General features: G+C 39.8%; 17 protein-coding genes. 8 read left to right on the top strand and 9 right to left on the bottom strand.

Features of this window, described 5'->3' with window-relative positions; genetic code table 11:
- Positions 1-57 precede the first annotated feature (57 nt).
- Together INE92_RS10915 and INE92_RS10910 are read left to right on the top strand one after the other, a co-directional pair.
- The gene (locus INE92_RS10915; protein WP_015532990.1) at positions 58-660 is read left to right on the top strand and encodes a TlpA family protein disulfide reductase; all 603 of its coding nucleotides are present in this window, start codon (positions 58-60) and stop codon (positions 658-660) included.
- A gap of 230 nt (positions 661-890) precedes the next feature.
- A complete protein-coding gene (locus INE92_RS10910) occupies positions 891-2,249 on the top strand; it encodes a transposase (RefSeq protein WP_212702029.1) in 1,359 nt (452 codons plus the stop codon).
- A gap of 276 nt (positions 2,250-2,525) precedes the next feature.
- Here INE92_RS10910 and INE92_RS10905 read toward each other — a convergent pair whose 3' ends face one another.
- Positions 2,526-3,257, bottom strand: coding sequence for a class I SAM-dependent methyltransferase (locus tag INE92_RS10905; RefSeq protein ID WP_008644591.1), 732 nt, complete (start codon positions 3,255-3,257; stop codon positions 2,526-2,528).
- Positions 3,258-3,352: 95 nt separating this feature from the next.
- On the opposite strand from INE92_RS10905, the gene INE92_RS10900 reads away from it, so the two are divergent.
- Positions 3,353-3,538, top strand: a complete 186-nt coding sequence (locus INE92_RS10900) for a hypothetical protein (protein ID WP_004300779.1) — start codon at positions 3,353-3,355, stop codon at positions 3,536-3,538.
- A gap of 786 nt (positions 3,539-4,324) precedes the next feature.
- On the opposite strand, the gene INE92_RS10895 is transcribed toward INE92_RS10900, so the two are convergent.
- The 6 genes from INE92_RS10895 to INE92_RS10870 all read right to left on the bottom strand — a co-directional run bounded on the left by INE92_RS10895 (position 4,325) and on the right by INE92_RS10870 (position 9,134).
- A complete protein-coding gene (locus tag INE92_RS10895; RefSeq protein WP_004304308.1) occupies positions 4,325-4,702 on the bottom strand; it encodes a VOC family protein in 378 nt (125 codons plus the stop codon).
- Positions 4,703-4,716: 14 nt separating this feature from the next.
- Complete coding sequence (locus INE92_RS10890) at positions 4,717-5,862, bottom strand: DUF4468 domain-containing protein (protein WP_009041223.1); 1,146 nt, start codon at positions 5,860-5,862, stop codon at positions 4,717-4,719.
- 13 nt (positions 5,863-5,875) lie between these two features.
- Positions 5,876-6,607: an MBL fold metallo-hydrolase gene (locus INE92_RS10885; RefSeq protein WP_195436770.1), complete on the bottom strand. Its 732-nt coding sequence runs from the start codon at positions 6,605-6,607 to the stop codon at positions 5,876-5,878.
- 66 nt (positions 6,608-6,673) lie between these two features.
- The gene (gene pdxH, locus INE92_RS10880; RefSeq protein ID WP_008025801.1) at positions 6,674-7,321 is read right to left on the bottom strand and encodes a pyridoxamine 5'-phosphate oxidase; all 648 of its coding nucleotides are present in this window, start codon (positions 7,319-7,321) and stop codon (positions 6,674-6,676) included.
- A 43-nt stretch (positions 7,322-7,364) separates the two neighbouring features.
- Entirely contained in the window at positions 7,365-8,069 is a 705-nt protein-coding gene (locus INE92_RS10875) for a pirin family protein (protein ID WP_004314524.1), read from the bottom strand.
- Positions 8,070-8,132: 63 nt separating this feature from the next.
- Entirely contained in the window at positions 8,133-9,134 is a 1,002-nt protein-coding gene (locus tag INE92_RS10870) for a 2-hydroxyacid dehydrogenase (protein WP_151926961.1), read from the bottom strand.
- A 211-nt stretch (positions 9,135-9,345) separates the two neighbouring features.
- On the opposite strand from INE92_RS10870, the gene INE92_RS10865 reads away from it, so the two are divergent.
- On the top strand, positions 9,346-10,689 hold the full coding sequence (locus INE92_RS10865) for an OmpP1/FadL family transporter (protein ID WP_055236463.1): 1,344 nt from the start codon (positions 9,346-9,348) through the stop codon (positions 10,687-10,689).
- Positions 10,690-10,769: 80 nt separating this feature from the next.
- Positions 10,770-12,200, top strand: coding sequence for an MAC/perforin domain-containing protein (locus tag INE92_RS10860; RefSeq protein WP_151932097.1), 1,431 nt, complete (start codon positions 10,770-10,772; stop codon positions 12,198-12,200).
- Positions 12,201-12,666: 466 nt separating this feature from the next.
- Here INE92_RS10860 and INE92_RS10855 read toward each other — a convergent pair whose 3' ends face one another.
- Positions 12,667-13,956 (bottom strand): DcaP family trimeric outer membrane transporter, encoded by a 1,290-nt coding sequence (locus INE92_RS10855; RefSeq protein WP_055236461.1) that lies wholly within the window; start codon positions 13,954-13,956, stop codon positions 12,667-12,669.
- A 164-nt stretch (positions 13,957-14,120) separates the two neighbouring features.
- On the opposite strand from INE92_RS10855, the gene INE92_RS10850 reads away from it, so the two are divergent.
- Positions 14,121-14,627 carry an RNA polymerase sigma factor gene (locus tag INE92_RS10850; RefSeq protein WP_032851668.1) on the top strand — a complete coding sequence of 169 codons (507 nt, stop codon included), beginning with the start codon at positions 14,121-14,123 and terminating at the stop codon, positions 14,625-14,627.
- Between the two features lie 229 nt (positions 14,628-14,856).
- Here INE92_RS10850 and INE92_RS10845 read toward each other — a convergent pair whose 3' ends face one another.
- Positions 14,857-15,861: a virulence RhuM family protein gene (locus tag INE92_RS10845; protein ID WP_055236460.1), complete on the bottom strand. Its 1,005-nt coding sequence runs from the start codon at positions 15,859-15,861 to the stop codon at positions 14,857-14,859.
- Between the two features lie 234 nt (positions 15,862-16,095).
- Between INE92_RS10845 and INE92_RS10840 the strand changes: the two genes are divergently transcribed.
- Both INE92_RS10840 and queC read left to right on the top strand, forming a co-directional pair.
- The gene (locus INE92_RS10840) at positions 16,096-16,776 is read left to right on the top strand and encodes a queuosine precursor transporter (protein WP_008644604.1); all 681 of its coding nucleotides are present in this window, start codon (positions 16,096-16,098) and stop codon (positions 16,774-16,776) included.
- Positions 16,777-16,784: 8 nt separating this feature from the next.
- Positions 16,785-17,444 carry a 7-cyano-7-deazaguanine synthase QueC gene (gene queC / locus INE92_RS10835; protein WP_004314519.1) on the top strand — a complete coding sequence of 220 codons (660 nt, stop codon included), beginning with the start codon at positions 16,785-16,787 and terminating at the stop codon, positions 17,442-17,444.
- The last annotated feature ends 545 nt before the right edge of the window (positions 17,445-17,989 follow it).

The following is a 17,989-nucleotide window of genomic DNA, read 5'->3' as shown; positions in this document are numbered from 1 at the left end:
TAAAAATGCAAATACATCGCATACTTTTTTTATATTTGCAAAGTTACCAATGATTAGATGAAAATGAAAATTATGAATGTATGTGGTATGGCGATTTTAGCCATAAGTATATGGGCTTGTTCCGGACAGAAAAAGGGGACGGCAAATGTAGAAGTTGCAACAGATAGTGTAGAAGTAGCTGCAGATGCTATATCTGTTCAGACAGATAGTACAGGATATATTGTTCGGGTAGGAGAGATGGCTCCGGACTTTACGATTACCCTGACAGATGGTAAACAAGTGAGTTTATCTTCCCTTCGTGGTAAGGTTGTCATGTTGCAGTTTACTGCAAGTTGGTGCGGAGTTTGTCGTAAAGAAATGCCGTTTATTGAGAAGGATATTTGGTTAAAGCATAAAAATAATGCAGACTTTGCTTTAATTGGCATTGACCGTGACGAACCACTTGATAAAGTATTGGCTTTTGCTAAATCTACCGGAGTGACTTATCCGTTAGGACTGGATCCGGGAGCTGATATTTTTGCGAAATATGCATTGCGTGAATCCGGAATAACAAGAAATGTGTTAGTTGATAAGGAAGGAAGAATTGTAAAACTGACTCGTTTGTATAATGAAGAAGAGTTTGCTTCTCTTGTACAGAAGATTAATGAGATGCTGAAATGAAAGAAAGCCTTCATTAGGCGTTTTTGACGGAGCATTTATGAGCATATAAAAATAGTGACGCTATCCTGATGTGATGGCGTCACTATTTGGGTTATATAGGGATATTCCTAAAATAATAAAATTTAAGGCAACTAATTCATTGCGAGTTAGTTGCCTTTTTTGTATCTTTAAGCATTCCCCCCAAAAAACGGTTTGACGGCCAAAACGGGGGTAATTAAAAATAAAAACACATGGTAAAGATACAAAAAATCTCAGAAATCGAACCTTGTTTAGGTTTTACCGAGTTCGATATGCTTAAAAAATATCGTCAAAGTTTTGCAACGAGTGAATTAGGTCGCCTCCATTCTCTGTTCCCTTTCTCGGAACTGGCCCGACAAATGCATTTGAAGTCCTCTCCTTTTGGGCGTAAAAGTTATTTTTCTCCCGAAGGTAAAATAGCCTTGATGGTCTTGAAGTCCTATACCAACTTTTCCGATGCACAACTGATTGAGCATTTAAACGGTAATATTCATTACCAGTTATTTTGTGGTGTTCAGATTGATCCGCTTCATCCACTAACCAATCCTAAAATCGTTAGTGCAATTCGTCAGGAACTAGCGGATCGCCTTGACGTTGAGTCCCTCCAGCTCATTCTTGCCGAGCATTGGACACCTTATCTTGAGAACCTTCATGTCTGTATGACCGATGCCACCTGTTATGAAAGTCATCTGCGTTTCCCTACTGATACCAAACTCTTATGGGAAGGTATTGTATGGCTTCATCGTCATCTGTGCAAACATTGCCAGACCTTGCACATACAACGTCCCCGTAACAAGTATCTTGATGTACGCCGTGCCTATCTTGCTTATAGCAAACTGCGTAAACGCAGGAAATCACAGACTCGTATGCTTACACGAAGGTTACTTCAGTTATTGGAAAGGTTACTTGACCAGCTGGAGCTGCTTCATTCATCCTACAGGAACAGGCTTACACTATCCTCTGATTACCAAAGACGTTTCTCGGTCATACAGACAGTCCTTGAGCAAGGGAAGAATTTATTTGCAGGCAAAAAAGTGTCCAACCGTATCGTGAGTATCGACCGGCATTACCTTCGCCCCATTATCAGAGGCAAGGAAACCAAATCCGTTGAATTCGGAGCCAAAGTCAACAATATACAGATAGACGGAATCTCCTTTATAGAACATATCTCCTTTAAGGCTTTTAACGAAGGAGTACGTTTGAAAGACTGTATTCATCTGCAACAACAACTGACCGGGGTTAGGGTTAAGGCGCTTGCGGCGGATTCAATCTATGCCAATAATGCCAACCGGAAATTTTGTACAAAATATCATATAAGTACTTCCTTTAAGCGTAAGGGCAGAGCTGCCAAAGATGAGCCGCTTCGGAAAATCTTACGGTCGGAACTCAGCCGTGAAAGAGCTACCCGCCTGGAAGGAAGTTTTGGAACGCAGAAACAACATTACTCACTGGCCAGGATAAAAGCTAGAAACAGGAAAACGGAAGTACTTTGGATTTTCTTTGGGATACATACAGCCAATGCGGTATGTATGATAGAAAAGGTCGAAAAGAAAAAAAGAAAGGCAGCATAATCTAACTAAAATAACAGGAAAAACAGGAGAGGTTTTAACTTCCCCTAAAAAAGACATGTACATAATGCATGGGTGGGAAGGAAAAAATAAGAATATGTAAACAATATTCTACAAAAAAGATAGAAGACTGGGAGAGTTGAACGAAAAAATCAAGAGAAAAGCTCACGTAAAGCAAAGCTTTTCTCTTGATTTTTTAGAAAGAGGAACATTTACTGAATATCCCTATATAGTGACGCTATCCGGAACACATACCGTCACTATATAATAATGAGCTTTTCAAGCAATACTAAGTTTGACAAGGTAATCGTAATGTTTTCCTTCTTTCACCAGTTCTGCCTTAAAACCACATTCGGAAGCGTATAAGCTAAGAGTCTGGAAATCTATATATAACCAGTCGAATGTGTCTCCTTTTACATCTTTATATTGCATTTGGAAGTCAATCTCTCCATAATAATCTCCGGCCAGATCGATGACTATGCTGCCGTCTTCTTCTTCAAAAAGATAGCGCAAATCGCTGGAATCCATGAGTATGCATCCGCCGGGACGGAGAATACGTTTCATTCGTTGGAAGAATCCGGGCATATTATTCAGTCTTCCGATAATTCCGGAACCATTCATAAGCATCAGGATCGTATTGAATGTTTCGGTAAATGTTTCGTCAAAAAGGTTGATGAGGCGCGGATCGTTCACTCCGCGTTGTTGCATCACTTCGACGGATAACGGAGAAATATCAATGGCACACACTTCTTTTCCCATTTCCTGAAGTGCCAGTGCATGGCATCCGCTTCCGGCACCTACATCCAATATTCGTCCTGTAGCCATTTGTAGGGCGGTACGCTCTAATATAGGCATAGACTGTATACTACGGAATAATTCTTTGACGGGAATTTCATCTTCTTCGAATTGGGAAGAGAATACCCGCAAACGATCAGCTCTGTGATGGTTGAAATAATCAGAAATAGCGGCTCCCATCGGGTCCTTTTCTGCAGAAAGAGTTGTTGTTGCCATTGGTGGTTACGATTGTTAACTCTGCAAAGATAAATAAATCCGCAGAAAAGGGTTATCTTTGCCGTCGGAAATGTTGAATACTAATAAATGATTATATGAGTATAGAAGAAGCAATCATGGGTGGAATCGTTTTTAAAGGTAAGAAAGATAAGCCCAAAGAAGAGGAAAAAGTGAAGACGAAAGCGAAAAAAGCGACGTATATTCGTGGACAGCATGGTTCGGGTGCAGCGAAGATGAAAGCAGATATCCGGAAGAAGAGAGCTAGCCGTCATAAGAAATAAAAGTATGGTTATAAATATAATAATTTGTGTAGTATCTGTTGTACTTATGTTGCGGGGTGCTTTTCTAATTCTGAAAATGGGACTCTTGTGGATGCTTCATTGCAGGATAATAAAATCGTATGACAGGAAAACACATGGAAAGGTAGTGGATATAGAGACACAGGTAAAGTCTGATGGTATGAATATTACTGATGTATGTATACCAAAAATAAAATATAAATTGGAGGGAGAAGACGAAAAGTGTTGCCAATTTCTTCCTTCTAATCTAAAGAGTGGAGAGGAAAATAACATTTATCTTTATCCAAAACAGTATCATATAGATGATAAGGTTACCATATTGTATGATAAAGGTAAGGCGAATGATATGTTTGTGTTGCCCAGAATGCAACTAATGAGGCTGCTTGTTAACCAATTTGTTCCTGGTTGTTTTTTCATACTGTCGGCAATTTTAGGATTATGCTTTGTTTTTTAGAAACAGCATAGGCTGTCCGAAAAGCCTTAGAGGAATATTATAGAGTAGTACAATAATAGTAGAGTCAAGTCAAGGTTAAAAGGGAAGAGCCCGATGCAAAACCGGACTCTTTATCAATCTTGTTAATTTTTAGAGACATTTATTGAATATCTCTGCTTAGAAATACAAAAAAAGGCAACTAACTCGCAGTGAATTAGTTGCCTTATCTTTTTTATTTATTGAATGTCCCTTTTTAATCTGTTTAGCTTTTTAGGGCCACTCCAAATTGTAGTAAGGGTGATTTTCCTTTTTAGGGACTTTTGGGACGACCTCTCTTACTTCTGCGGAAGAATCTCAATCCAGTAATCGTCCGGGTCATTGATGAAATAAAGCCCCATGGCCGTGTTCTCAAAACATACACAATTCATTTCTTTGTGATAAGCTCTGATTGCATCGTAATCGCCGGCTACACGAAAGCAGAGATGGCTTTCGTTTTCCCCCAGTTCGTATGGAGCAGTATGATCTTTCAACCACGTCAATTCCAGCAAGAAACCTGTTTCGTTATCAGTCAGGTAGACTAACGTGAACGAGCCGTCGGATGCTTCCTTCCGATGATGTTCTTTTAAGCCGAGTGCTTTTTCATAAAAAGCGATACTCCGCTCCAGATTAGTGACGTTGATATTAAAATGGTCAAATTTACTTTTTATTTCCATTGTTGCGATTTTCTTTATTTTTTCATTAAGAGCTTCACGATTTCTCCAACATACGTGCGCGGTTGTCCGGCTTGCGGAGTTGTCTGTGAAGGCATTTTCTTACATTCGATAACAGCCGAAGGTGTTGTTTGGTTTGGAGCGTACAATTTTAATGTATAGCTATCTGCCTTTTCTATTGCATCGTAAGCTTGATCGGGTGAAAGCGTGCAATAGGCAACTGCTTTTCCTGATTGATAACCAAGTGCGCCACCAGCATTTGCAGTCATATTGGTCATGTTGAACTCATCTTTTCCGATGCTGATTACTAATTTTCCGCTTCCCATCAAAGCATATACTTCACCCGGGATTTGTTTCAAATCAATTTCTATATAACCCGGCATATCAGCGGAAGCCTTGCCTGCAGGAGTAGCAGGAGTGAGAGTTGCAGCAGGAACAGTGGTTTGAGCAGGTTCGCCAGTTGTCACTTTTATATCAGTCTTTTTATCTGCGCCACCAATGACAATCGGACCTGCGGCTGCAACGATTGATGGAGTTTTTTGCTCTTCTTCTTTCTTCTTTTTCTCTGTTTTCGGACGGGTATCAGGTGCTCCGAAAGCTACCGCTACATCCATAAATATATCATCGGCGAAGTCTACGGTTTTTCTACGCCATTTAGCCAAGCCACGTACTAATTTAGTCTTAGCTTTATTGAGCGCATATTTATCAGTAATCCATTCTTCGGCTTTATATTTTTCTGTTTCACGATAAGTAAAACGGATTTTTTCAAGCTCTACCAGGCAGTTTCCGGGGTTGCAGGTAACGGTAATCTGATAGTTAACTAATGTACGGTCTAATGACAGGGCACTGGAGCTGAAAACAATCCATTCTTCTCCAATACCGGCAATTGTTCCTTTTGCTTCGTCGGAGAAAACAATGCGGCTATCGATGTTTTTATTCTCTTTCAGACGTTCATCCATCCACTTTGTCATTGTGTCGTAGATTTGTGCCTGACTCATTCCGGGAATCTGGAACTCTTTGGAAAATACTACTTTACCTTCTACTTCAGGAACGGCTCCTACAAGGTACCTGGTGTCATCTTTCTTCTCTTTTGCAGAATCTGCCTTCATTGCCATCGGCAATGCGAGAAACATAGTAAGAAACAGAATCGTAAATTTATTCATAATTATAATGTGTTTATTTGGTAATCTCAAAACTTTCGCCCCGACGGGTGATGCTGATAAAACGGCATCCTGCATTTTCTGCAAAACTACGAAGCGCATTTCCTCCTTCATAATCTTCACTGAAGTGCATGGGCACAAATATAGTAGTTTTTATTTGTTCGATGAACTGTTTTGCCCCTTTCATATAATCTTTTCCCATTCTCCGATCCATCGGGAATAGCACTAGATCGATGTTAGGCACTTTTTCTTTTAAATATTTAACTTCTGCAAGGAAATCACCATTGGCTTTTCGTATCTCTTCTTCGGTCGATTCTTCACTCCAATGCCAGTTGTTCAAGTCGCCGGCATGGAAGATACTCCAATCTTGTAAGTGAAGAAGGAGCGAACTGCCGACATCTGTTGATCCGAAGGCGTCGATGCGGATCGTGTCGTCTTCGTAGGTTTCTCCTTTTTTAATATAGAAAGCATCTTCGGCTTTGGCACGATGGGACTTCAGAATATCTTTGGAGAAGATGTATTGAATGTCGGGGCGTTGCTCTTTCCAAGTCAATATTTCACGGTTAAAGTGATCGGGATGGAAATGAGTGGCCAATACGTACAGTTTACCCGGCCTTTGCAGGAGATAATCATGCACGATTCCCCGGTTGTGTTCCGTTTCGGAAGAATCTTTGTAGTAATCGATGATAATGGTTACACCTTCCATTTCGATGGCGAAACCGCTGTGATAAATATAATCCAGTGTCATAGCTGACTATTTTATGGTTGCAATATTACGTATTCTCGTTGGAGTTGCCAAGAAAAATCGACGAAATCAAGGAGCAAGACGACTGATTTTCCATTCACCGTCCGGTTGTAGGGTGTATAGAAAGCGGTCGTGCAGTCGGTTGGGGCGTCCTTGCCAGAATTCAATCCTTGTAGGTGTGACGGCATATCCGCCCCAATTATCAGGTCTTTCCACTTCTTTTCCAATCCATCGGGCGGCTTCTCTGACGAAGGATCGTATCAATTGCATTCTGCTTGCTATCGGTTGACTTTGCGGAGAAATTCGTGCGCCAATCCGGCTTTTATAAGGACGCTTCCGGAAGTATTCATCCGATTCTTCCGGTGAAACTTTCGTCGCTATTCCTTCTATATGTATTTGTCTTTCGAGAGCGTGCCAGACAAAAGAGAGGGAGATAGATGGGTTTTGTGCCAATTGTTTGCCTTTGCGGCTTTCGTAATTGGTATAAAAGATAAATTTTCCATCATGGAGTCCTTTTAACAATACTGTACGTGTGGACGGTCTCCCTTCGGGGGATACAGTTCCTACAATGACCGCAGTCGGTTCGTCCACTTCTGCGTCAATCGCTTCTTGCAGCCAACGACTGAAAAGCGAAAGCGGGTCGCCGGGAAGTTCACTTTCCCGCAACCCGCCTTTCGTATATTCCTGTCGGATATCTGCTATGTTTAATTTCGCCATAAGATTATCTGGCAGCTTTAGTTTATTATTTTTAATGATGATATCACATAGGTACTTCTATTAATAGAATATGTGAGTCTTTCAATGTCTCCAGTTCAACGCTGTTCGTATCGTAAACACCCATGCCGTCACGGCGTTTCAACACTTCACCGTCTACTACTATTTCTCCTTCAATGAGGAAGATATAGACGCCTGCATGACTTTGATGCATGTGATAACCTAATTTCTTTCCGGCTTCTACTTTGCCGATGGAGAACCAGGTATCTTGCAAAAGGGAAGCAGGTGTGCTACCGTCGGGAGATACGATGACTGCCAGTTCGTTCGGACGCTCCAGTTCTGCAATGCTAAAATCCTGATAAACGGGACGGGTATTCCGTTCTCTCGGCATAATCCAAATTTGCAGGAATTCCACCGGTTCTACCGGACTTGCATTTACTTCACTATGGAAGATTCCTGTTCCCGCACTCATTGTCTGAATTTCTCCGACAGTAATAATGCGGCTGTTCTTCTTGCTGTCTCCATGTTGCAGATGTCCTTTCAGAGGAATGGAAATGATTTCCATATTCTTATGCGGGTGAGTCTGAAAACCTTGTCCGGGCGCAACCTTATCATCATTCAATACGCGAAGAGCACCAAAATTGATACGGTCGGAGTCGAAGTACTCGTCAAAACTGAAAGTGTGATAACTATCCAGCCAATCATACTGGGAATGTCCTCTTGTATCTGCTTTATGTATTACTTTTTTCATAAAAACTGTCCTTTCTCTTATTTGTTTATATGTTTGGTAAACAAAGAAAGCGGCTTAAAAGTTTTATTTCTTCACTTCATTTAATAAAGGCTTGTGATTGATAAAATCTTTTATGTTTTGCAGGGTGGTTACGGCAATATTCTCCATTGCTTCATGTGTGAAAAAAGCTTGATGAGAGGTGACGATTACATTGTTGAACGAGAGCAAACGGGCGAGTACATCATCGTCGATGATGCGGTCGGATTGATCTTCATAAAAGTATTCGCTTTCTTCCTCGTATACGTCCAGTCCTGCGGAACCTATTTTCTTGTTCTTCAGTCCTTCAATCAGCGCATTGGTATGGATCAGTTGCCCGCGACCGGTATTGATAATCATTACTCCGTCTTTCATTTTGCTGATGGAGTAGTCGTTTATCAGGTATTTGGTCTCTTCAGTGAGCGGACAGTGTAAGGAGATAATATCCGAATTGTGGTATAGTTCGTCCAGTGAAGTATAAACTATTTGTTCTTGACGAGCGAAGTTGTAGTCCGGATAAAGGTCATAAGCCAGTACGTTCATTCCGAACCCTTTTAAGATGTGAATCAGTATTTTCGCTATTTTTCCTGTGCCGATGATACCTGCTGTTTTCCCGTGCATATCGAATCCCATCAGACCGTGCAGGGAGAAATTACCGTCTTTGGTACGCCAGGAGGCGCGGGGGATTTTTCGGTTTAGCGATAGCATAAGTGCTACCGTGTATTCTGCAACAGCATAGGGAGAATAAGCGGGAACCCGCACTACGGTGATTCCGGCAGCGGCGGCAGCATTTAAATCTACATTATTAAATCCGGCACAGCGTAATGCCAGTAGTTTCACTCCGTTTGCCGCCATCACACGGATTACTTCTGCGTCGGTAACGTCGTTCACAAAGATACAGACTGCATCCACTCCTTGTGTCAGTAGTACGTTGTTTTTATTCAGATGTCCTTTGTAATAGCGTATTTCAAATCCAAACTCTTTGTTTTTGTCATTGAAAGAGGACTCGTCATAAGGCTTTGTGCCGAAAAATGCAATTGTATAGGCCATAATAGTATTCTATAAATTATTATTCTATTAAAACGTAAAAACAGGTGGATTTGTTTGCTCTCTGTATAGTGATAAATATAGATTGTTTCATTAGAAACAGTTTGTTTTTTCAATTAAAATGGGCAGGTAAATGAAAATAAATGCACAGACGTATCTCTCGTGTGCAATAATATCGTATCTTTGCGCCCGAAATAATTAAAAAAAGATTTAGATGAGAAAAATTTCCTTGATTGGATTTGTAATGCTAATCGTTTCAATTCCAACTTTTGCCGGAGGCCTTCTGACAAATACTAATCAACATGTGGCTTTTTTGAGAATGTTAGCACGTGGTGCTTCCATTGATATTGACGGTGTTTATTCTAATCCTGCCGGTTTGGCTTTCTTGCCGGGTGATGGTCTTTATCTTTCTTTGAACGGACAAAGTGCTTATCAAACTCGTAACATAGATATGACATTTCCGCTGTTTCCGGAAGACGGACACAGGCGTTATTATAAAGGTAAAGCTTCTGCACCTTTTGTTCCTAGTTTTCAGGGTGCTTATAAAAAAGGTGATTGGACTATTTCCGGTAGCTTTGCTGTTGTAGGAGGTGGTGGAAAAGCTTCCTTTGATGATGGCTTGGGCATGTTCGATTCAATGGTAATAGGACAAATTTTTCAGGCTACTCCTACGCCAGGAACTATTAGTCCTGCTATGTACTCTATTAATAGTGCAATGGATGGAAGCCAGTTTATTTATGGTGTTCAATTAGGTTTGTCATACAAAATAAACGATTGGTTGGCTGTTTTTGGTGGTGGACGTATGAACTATTTCAGTGGCGGATACGAAGGATTTTTGACAGCAAAAGTGAATACTGATTTGCCGGGTATGCCGATAGGTACAGAATTGGCTGGTATTGAACTAGATTGTGACCAAACAGGTTGGGGTATAACACCTATTCTTGGAGTTGATGTGAAATTGGGTAAATGGAATATTGGTTTGAAGTATGAGTTCATGACGAGTTTGAATCTTGAAAATAAGACAAAGAAAGCTGAAGTGCGCCAAAATGGAGTTGTAGTACCAGATAATTTGAATCCATTAGTTGATTATAAAGATGGAGTAAATACTCCGAATGATATTCCTGCTTTATTGACTGCTGCTGTTGGTTATGAAATCCTTCCTACACTTCGTGCAACTTTAGAATATCATCATTTCTTCGATAAGGCTGCCGGAATGGCAAATGATAAACAGAAAGCTTTGAAACATGGCACGCACGAAGTTTTAGTTGGCGCAGAGTGGGACGTAACTAAGCAACTGACTATCAGTGGTGGTTATCAAAACACAGATTATGGATTGGCTGACGATTTCCAAAATGATATTAGTTTCTCATGTGACTCCTATTCACTAGGCTTCGGTGCTGCAATCAAGATGACAAAACATCTGACAATGAATGTCGCTTACTTTTGGACAAATTATAAAGACTATAACAAAGTGGCTGAAAGTGCGCTTGGAGCGGTATCAACTACTTACAGTCGTACAAATAAGGTGTTTGGTCTTGGAGTAGATTATAGATTTTAATTTTTCTTATTGATATAAATGAATAAAATATGAAATATATTATCTTTTTATTGGTAATAGTTTTGACATCTTGTAATAATATGGAAGATGTAGAAAATGAAGTTTTAGGTTCAACAAAGTCTAATGAAATTACTGTTACTACTCGTTCTGCAGGTGATGGTAAAATGGATTTACTTGGCTATGGATATAACTGTTTATATTCAATTGGTGATAGTTATAAAGGCGGATTAAACGCAGTAATTGATATAGAACGTTATGTTTCTGGAGATGCAAGAGACCCTCTTACTGGAGAAAAGGTAACTGGCATGCCTAAAGGAAAAATAGAGGAATCTTTATCTCATGGTGATTTCTCCCAGAAAGAGGTTTATGGTTCTTCGTTGGATGATTTTTATAGAAAAGTGAGTTCTAAATATACTCTGAATACAGGCTCGTGGATTAAATGGGGTTCTTTGGAATTTAAACTGGATTTTGATAATACAATCACTCAGAAAGATAAATATTCTTTTTATAAAGTTGATTTATGTATAAACACGAAAAGACTATTTTTTAATACTTTTAATGTTAAAAGACTAAAGTACTTTTTGAGTGATGATTTTTTATTTGCACTGAAATATTATACTGCTAAAGAAATCGTAGACGATTATGGAACACATGTCTTAACAGATGTTTATGTTGGTGGGAAGCTTTCTATTTTAGCATCTGCATTAGAAACTGATAAAACTAAGGATGATCTTATTAAATTAACAACAGATTTTGCATCTAGGATTATTACGAGTAATACTGTAGATTTGAAAGTTTCGCAAAACCTTGTGAATACTTCGCTGTCTGTAATTCAATCAGGTGGTAATAAATATATTCAAAATAAGATAATAAGGAGTGAAAATGGTATGATCTCAACTAATGTTATTAATTGGGATGAATGGGCTAATAGTGTTGATGTAGATCACTCTACTTTAATACGGAGTGGTGTAGACCATTTAATTCCTATTTGGGAATTTATTGATGACCCTAAATTGAAGGAAGAAGTTATATCGGAGATCAATGCAAGAAATAGCCAGCAAGAGATGCCTTTATTTGACTATACTTCATATCCTTCTTTTACGTTAACAACTACTGATGCCACTCAACGTGGTTCATGGGATACTAGAAATATTATAAATAGAAATAATATTGTGAATCTTAGTCAAGATGGAACTTATACTATTAAATTCTCGAAAATTAGTGGAACTTATAATTATTTTATAAATCATACACACGAGATGGCATGTCGCTATAACTGGTTGGGGGGAATTATACGTTTGGACTCTTTAACAATAAATGGTTCATCTTTTTATGTTGAAATGCCAAAAAATAAGACGTTAATAGGTGTACATTTTGATCGTGATTATGGTAGAACAGGTAAACCTGACGGTTATTCATATTTTGTTTCAGAATACGAAGATGAAATAACAGTTAGAGATAATAAGAATAACCGTATAGTAAAAATTCCTGTAAAAATAAACTTTCAGTGATTTTATTCTTTGGAATATTACTTCTTTGGTGATAAGAAAACTAGTATGGTAGTTGGTAAGCAGAATATATTGAAATATTGCACACATAAATAACTTGCGGGTGTGGAATGGGTTATTACAAACTATTCATTATCAGTGGTGATTATCAGAAAACTGGTTACAGATTGAATGATGATTTCCACAGATACAGGTTTCTCTTATAATTTTACTCCATAGGTCTTGGTGTCGTGTCAACTCATTTGGGCATTGAGTCTGGGTGTTGCTTATCGGGGGATTACATATAGTGATTATACAAAAGGGAAGGTTGGGAGGCATCTATTGATAAAGACGTTTATAGCCGTACCAATAAAGTATTTGGCGTGAGCGTGAACTACAAGTTCTAAATTTCTAATCCTTTATATGTATAGAAAAGCCGTCTCGGACATGATGTTGAGACGGCTTTTTTGTTTTACTGTTCTATGTTAGTTTAGAAAGAATATTGTACCAGCATATTCAACCGGTTGGCGTGGCGGGTTGAAGAACTGAAATCAGTACGCCATCCTCTTAAATATTCTACGCCCACTTGCAAATTACTGCTTACATTCCAGAAAGCATTAGTCACTAAATACTGTCCTTTACGATAGGATTCCGGATTTTCACTTGGATATCCATTTTCAGAATAAAGTCTGGATAAACTATATGTACCGGATATAAAGATGCTCGGACAAAGGTTGTATTGCAGCCCTGCATACCATCCCAGCATTGGGAGAACCTGCATTTTTCCCTCATTATCAGGATCGGGAACGATATCTACGTTCAGATTACTTAAATCGTTCAGGTAAGATCCGATACCTTTTCCATAATTAAACTGTCCGAATGCCTGTAATTTCTTCGTAATATTGAAGGTTGTAGATGCTTGCAGACCGAAGCCGGTGGCGGAATAGGCTTTCTCATGTACATTACTTGAGTAGGTCATACTACGGACAATGGCACCTAATTTAACGTGACTGCTACTATTCCAGTTATACTGTACGGAAGTGGCAAAGTCCGGCATTCGTTGGGTGTTGATAGACAAGTCATTGTTGGCTGTACCGTCTACTGAAGGCATTTCCATTGAAACACCGAATTTCCAGTTTTTCAACTTATCACACATATAGCTTAATTGCGTAGTGCGGTAAAAGGCTGAACCGTTAGGTCCTGCAAAGTCGATAGTTGGAGGCAGTGCGGAGAGGTCCATGAACGAACCATAGCTGTACCCGATAGTGAAACCGAGGAATTGTGCGTAAGCGTTTTGTAATTCGAAGGTCTTTCCATCGCCACGGAAGTTTCCGGCAGTGTAAACTACGAAGTCTCCCAAATGTTTGGTACGTCCTACCAATTTGAGGAACAGGGTGGAAGTGGTGATGTCCATCTGGAATTGGTTCTTTGCAAAATTGCCGCTTCCGCGTTGTGGTATCAATGCCGGATAGAAATCTACATCATTAACGATACCGTTAAAATCATACTCTGCCGTTGCACGAACGTATCCTCCGATACCGAGGGCGAATTTCCCTTTCTGATCAGTGAGCAGGAAGCGGGGAGCATTGGGGTCGTGAAAACGCATCTGTGAACGGTCGTTCATGATTCGGATGATTTCATCTCCTGCTTTGTTCTTTGAGACAAACATGATCGAGTTGGGCTCTTCATCTTCGATGATTACCTTCTTTTGCGCATGGGCACAGAGGGGGAAAATTCCTATCCCCAGTAGCATAGCTACCATTTTAAAGCTTGTTTTCATTATGAGTTAAGTTTTAGGTGAATGCCCAATCAACAACTAAAAAAAGAAATGGTTGAGAGGGGCAAAGGAAAAATTGCCAAACTAATCGGAAGAATTGCTATTTATAATGATTCTAAAAAAGCGGATCTTTGTATCGTACTAATTTAGATAAAAGAAATACGACGATGGAAAAAGTAGATTTTACGAAAGGAATATTAGCGATACAACCGGATTTGCATCGCTTCGCATATAAATTGACGGCAGATCGCGAATCTGCCAATGATTTGGTTCAGGATTGTTTGTTGCAGGCATTAGATAATCAGGAGAAGTTTACGTATAGCAAAAATCTGAAAGGATGGATGTATACGCTAATGCGTAATATTTTCGTGAATAACTATCGTCGTACAGTTCGCGAAATGAACTTGATTGATGATAGTTACTCCATCAATCAACAACATCTGATAGAAGATGAGGATGCTGACAGATTCGAATTTACATACGATATGAAACAGTTGTATAAGGTGATACATTCCATACCGGAAGAGATGAAAGTGCCTTTTCAGATGTTTGTAGCTGGATTTAAATATAGAGAAATTGCCGAGAAATTAGGATTGCCGATGGGAACGGTGAAGAGCCGTTTGTTTTTCATCCGTAAACGGTTGAAAGAGGAATTGAAAGATTTCTCCTCCTGATGCGCCTTTTTAATTGAGTGATGTGTTTTAAGGTCAAAGTGATGAGCCTTCCTGTCAGAATACGACGCTGATGGGAAGGCTCTTTTTTATTGTCAATCCAGTATTTCCTGTACTCTGTGTTTAGCCTTTTGGACAGTTGCTTGTGCGGTATGGGTTGCTTCTATAGCTTTTTCTTTCACTGTAGTCGTCTGAAAAGGATTGTTCATAGAGAGTTTTCATTTTTTTTTAGTCATCCTTTCTTTTTAGTTTTATGATGCAGTGTTTTGATACTGTTGAGGTAGGCTTGTTCTACAGGTGAAAGCGTGCGTACTTCCCACTTGCGATATTCTGTTTCAGCTTTATCCATAGCTTGTTCATGACTTATCATACCGGCATCCATCAATAGAACTTCTCCCGTGGAAGACAGTATGGCATCCAGATGTTTGATGTAATCGTTCATGTACATTGGACGATGCTTGATAGCTTGTACTTCGGCAAAATCAAAATATCCGGAGACAAGGTTGTTCAGCACTTTGAGTTCTTCTGCGCTCAAGTAGTTCTTGGCTATCTTTGCATCGCGCAAGGTCGGATGGTCGCCTTTAAAGGAAGTTAGTCCCATCATGTGTTGGTCGGTATCGGCTCGTTCATAAATAACTTCTGCAGCTGTATGTCCGTGGGCTGCAAAGTGTAGCTTATTCTGAACAATCTTGAAGAATTCAATAGATTGTTTGGCGTGGGGATCGTAATCTACGGCAGTAGCATAGATATCAAGCACTTGTCTATACATCACCTTTTCAGACGATCGGATGTCACGGATGCGGTCGAGTAACTCTTTCCAATAATAGCCTCCTCCCATCTGCTTCAATCGTTCATCATCCATGGTAAAGCCTTTGATGATATATTCTTTAAGGCGTGCCGTTGCCCATTGACGGAAGTGTGTGGCTTGAATTGAATTTATTCGGTAGCCTAAAGATATTATCATATCAAGATTGTAGTGAGGAATTTCTCTTTCAACCATGCGCGCTCCTTCTTGTCGAACCTGTCGGATTTTCCGACAGGTTGATTCTTCAACAAGTTCACCATCTTCATAAATGTGCTTAATATGTTCTACCACATTTGTTCGAGATGTCTGGTAAAGGTCGGCCATTTGCTGTTGGGATAGCCATACGGTATCTTCGTCCATCTGCACTTCTATGTGTGTCTGCCCGTCTTCGCTTTGGTAGATGATGATATTGCTTTTATTTTCTTTTGCCATGATTTAGAGATATCGTTTTTTAAAATATAGTTTATAAGTTTAATCTTTGATACAAACATTAAGCTCTGTATTTGGCAAAGTTATGTCTTTTCAGTGAAATGTATGTCAATCATCGGATTTCTTTTGCTTTTTCATAGTTTTTCCTATACCTTTGCAGCGCAAAAGAATAAAAAGACATTTGATGCCGTGAATAGCGGTCGTGTATTCTAGAACACCACGTAAAAAACAGGAATTATGAAAGAAAAAGTATCTGTACCCTTTATGCTGCTGGGTATCCTTTTTAACGTTTGCCTTATTGCAGCCAATCTTCTTGAAACGAAAGTAATCCAGATCGGTAGTTTGACCGTGACAGCCGGATTATTGGTTTTTCCTATTTCTTATATTATAAATGACTGTATCGCCGAGGTTTGGGGATTCAAGAAAGCGCGCCTTATCATTTGGAGTGGTTTTGCTATGAACTTCTTTGTGGTTGCTCTTGGGTTGATAGCTGTTGCCATTCCTGCTGCTCCTTTTTGGGAAGGTGAAGAGCACTTTGATTTTGTGTTCGGTATGGCTCCTCGTATTGTGGCTGCCAGTCTGATGGCCTTTTTGGTAGGCTCGTTTCTTAATGCATATGTGATGAGTAAAATGAAAGTAGCCAGTCAGGGACGTAACTTTTCAGCCCGTGCCATTTGGTCGACTGTGGTGGGTGAGACTGCCGATTCATTGATTTTCTTCCCAGTAGCTTTTGGAGGTGTCATTGCTTGGAAAGAACTGCTTATCATGATGGGGATTCAGATTGTATTGAAATCCTTGTATGAGGTGATGATCCTCCCGGTAACGATCCGTGTGGTGAAAGCAATCAAGAAAATAGACGGTAGCGATGTCTACGACACCAATATCTCTTATAATGTATTGAAAGTCAAAGATATTTAATGTAGAATATGAATAGAGAAGCAGCATTGGTTGTGTTTAGTGGTGGGCAGGATTCTACCACTTGCTTGTTTTGGGCAAAACGCAATTTTAAGAAAGTATATGCCTTGAGTTTTCTGTATGGTCAGAAGCATCAGAAAGAAGTGGAATTTGCGCGGGAGATAGCCCGGAAAGCGGAAGTGGAATTTGATGTGATGGATGTTTCCTTCATCGGACAGCTAGGCCATAATTCATTGACCGATACCACCATGGTGATGGATCAGGAAAAGCCGGCAGATAGTGTTCCCAATACATTTGTTCCGGGACGTAACCTGTTCTTTTTGAGTATTGCGGCTGTGTATGCCCGTGAACGTGGTATTAATCATTTGGTAACGGGAGTTTCCCAAACGGATTTCAGCGGTTATCCCGATTGTAGGGATGCGTTTATCAAGTCTCTCAATGTGACTCTCAATCTGGCTATGGATGAACAGTTTGTGATTCATACTCCTTTGATGTGGATTGATAAAGCAGAGACATGGGCGTTGGCCGACAAACTGGGAGTACTGGAACTGATTCGCACCGAGACTTTGACATGCTATAATGGTGTTCAAGGAGATGGCTGCGGACATTGCCCGGCTTGTACGTTACGACGGGAAGGATTGGAGAAGTATTTAAAAAGTAAGAATCAATAATATCTCTACATAGAGATTAAAATGCATTTTCTTGCTGTCATCTGTCACATTGTTGTTGTTAAACAGTTGATTATAAAATAAATAGTTTGTGACAGCAAGTGGTGACAGCAACAAAACTTGATATTTTGCCGTCACATCTATTGTCACCGGTAAGTTTCAACTAATAGAAGATAGTAGCTTCTGCCTGGAATGTATTGGCTTAGTTTAGTTTCAGCAGCTTGAAACTAAAGTTCCAACGGTAGGAAACTAGAGTTTCAACGGTGGGAAACTAAAGTTTTTGTTACTTGAAACTATTAGTTCCAAGGCGTGAAACACTTGGTTCCTCGGTGTGAAACACTTTGTTTCCTTTAATGAAACTCTTTGTTTCAGGTAATGAAACAAACTGTAACAAGTAAGCTGCGGATAAAGCAACCGTGGGTTAAGAGTTGATGGTGATAGGTGATAGATGCGGTGATAGGTTGTAAAACGAATCTTTCACCACTGAAACATCGATGAATAGAGTGTTTAAGACTGGCCGGTGATAGGTGAAAGAGGAAATGTGTTTT

The sequence above is a fragment of the Bacteroides xylanisolvens genome (assembly GCF_018289135.1).
GTDB lineage: Bacteria > Bacteroidota > Bacteroidia > Bacteroidales > Bacteroidaceae > Bacteroides > Bacteroides xylanisolvens.
The sequence above is the reverse complement of the archived record's forward strand: the minus strand, read 5'-3'. Positions and strand labels throughout refer to the sequence as shown.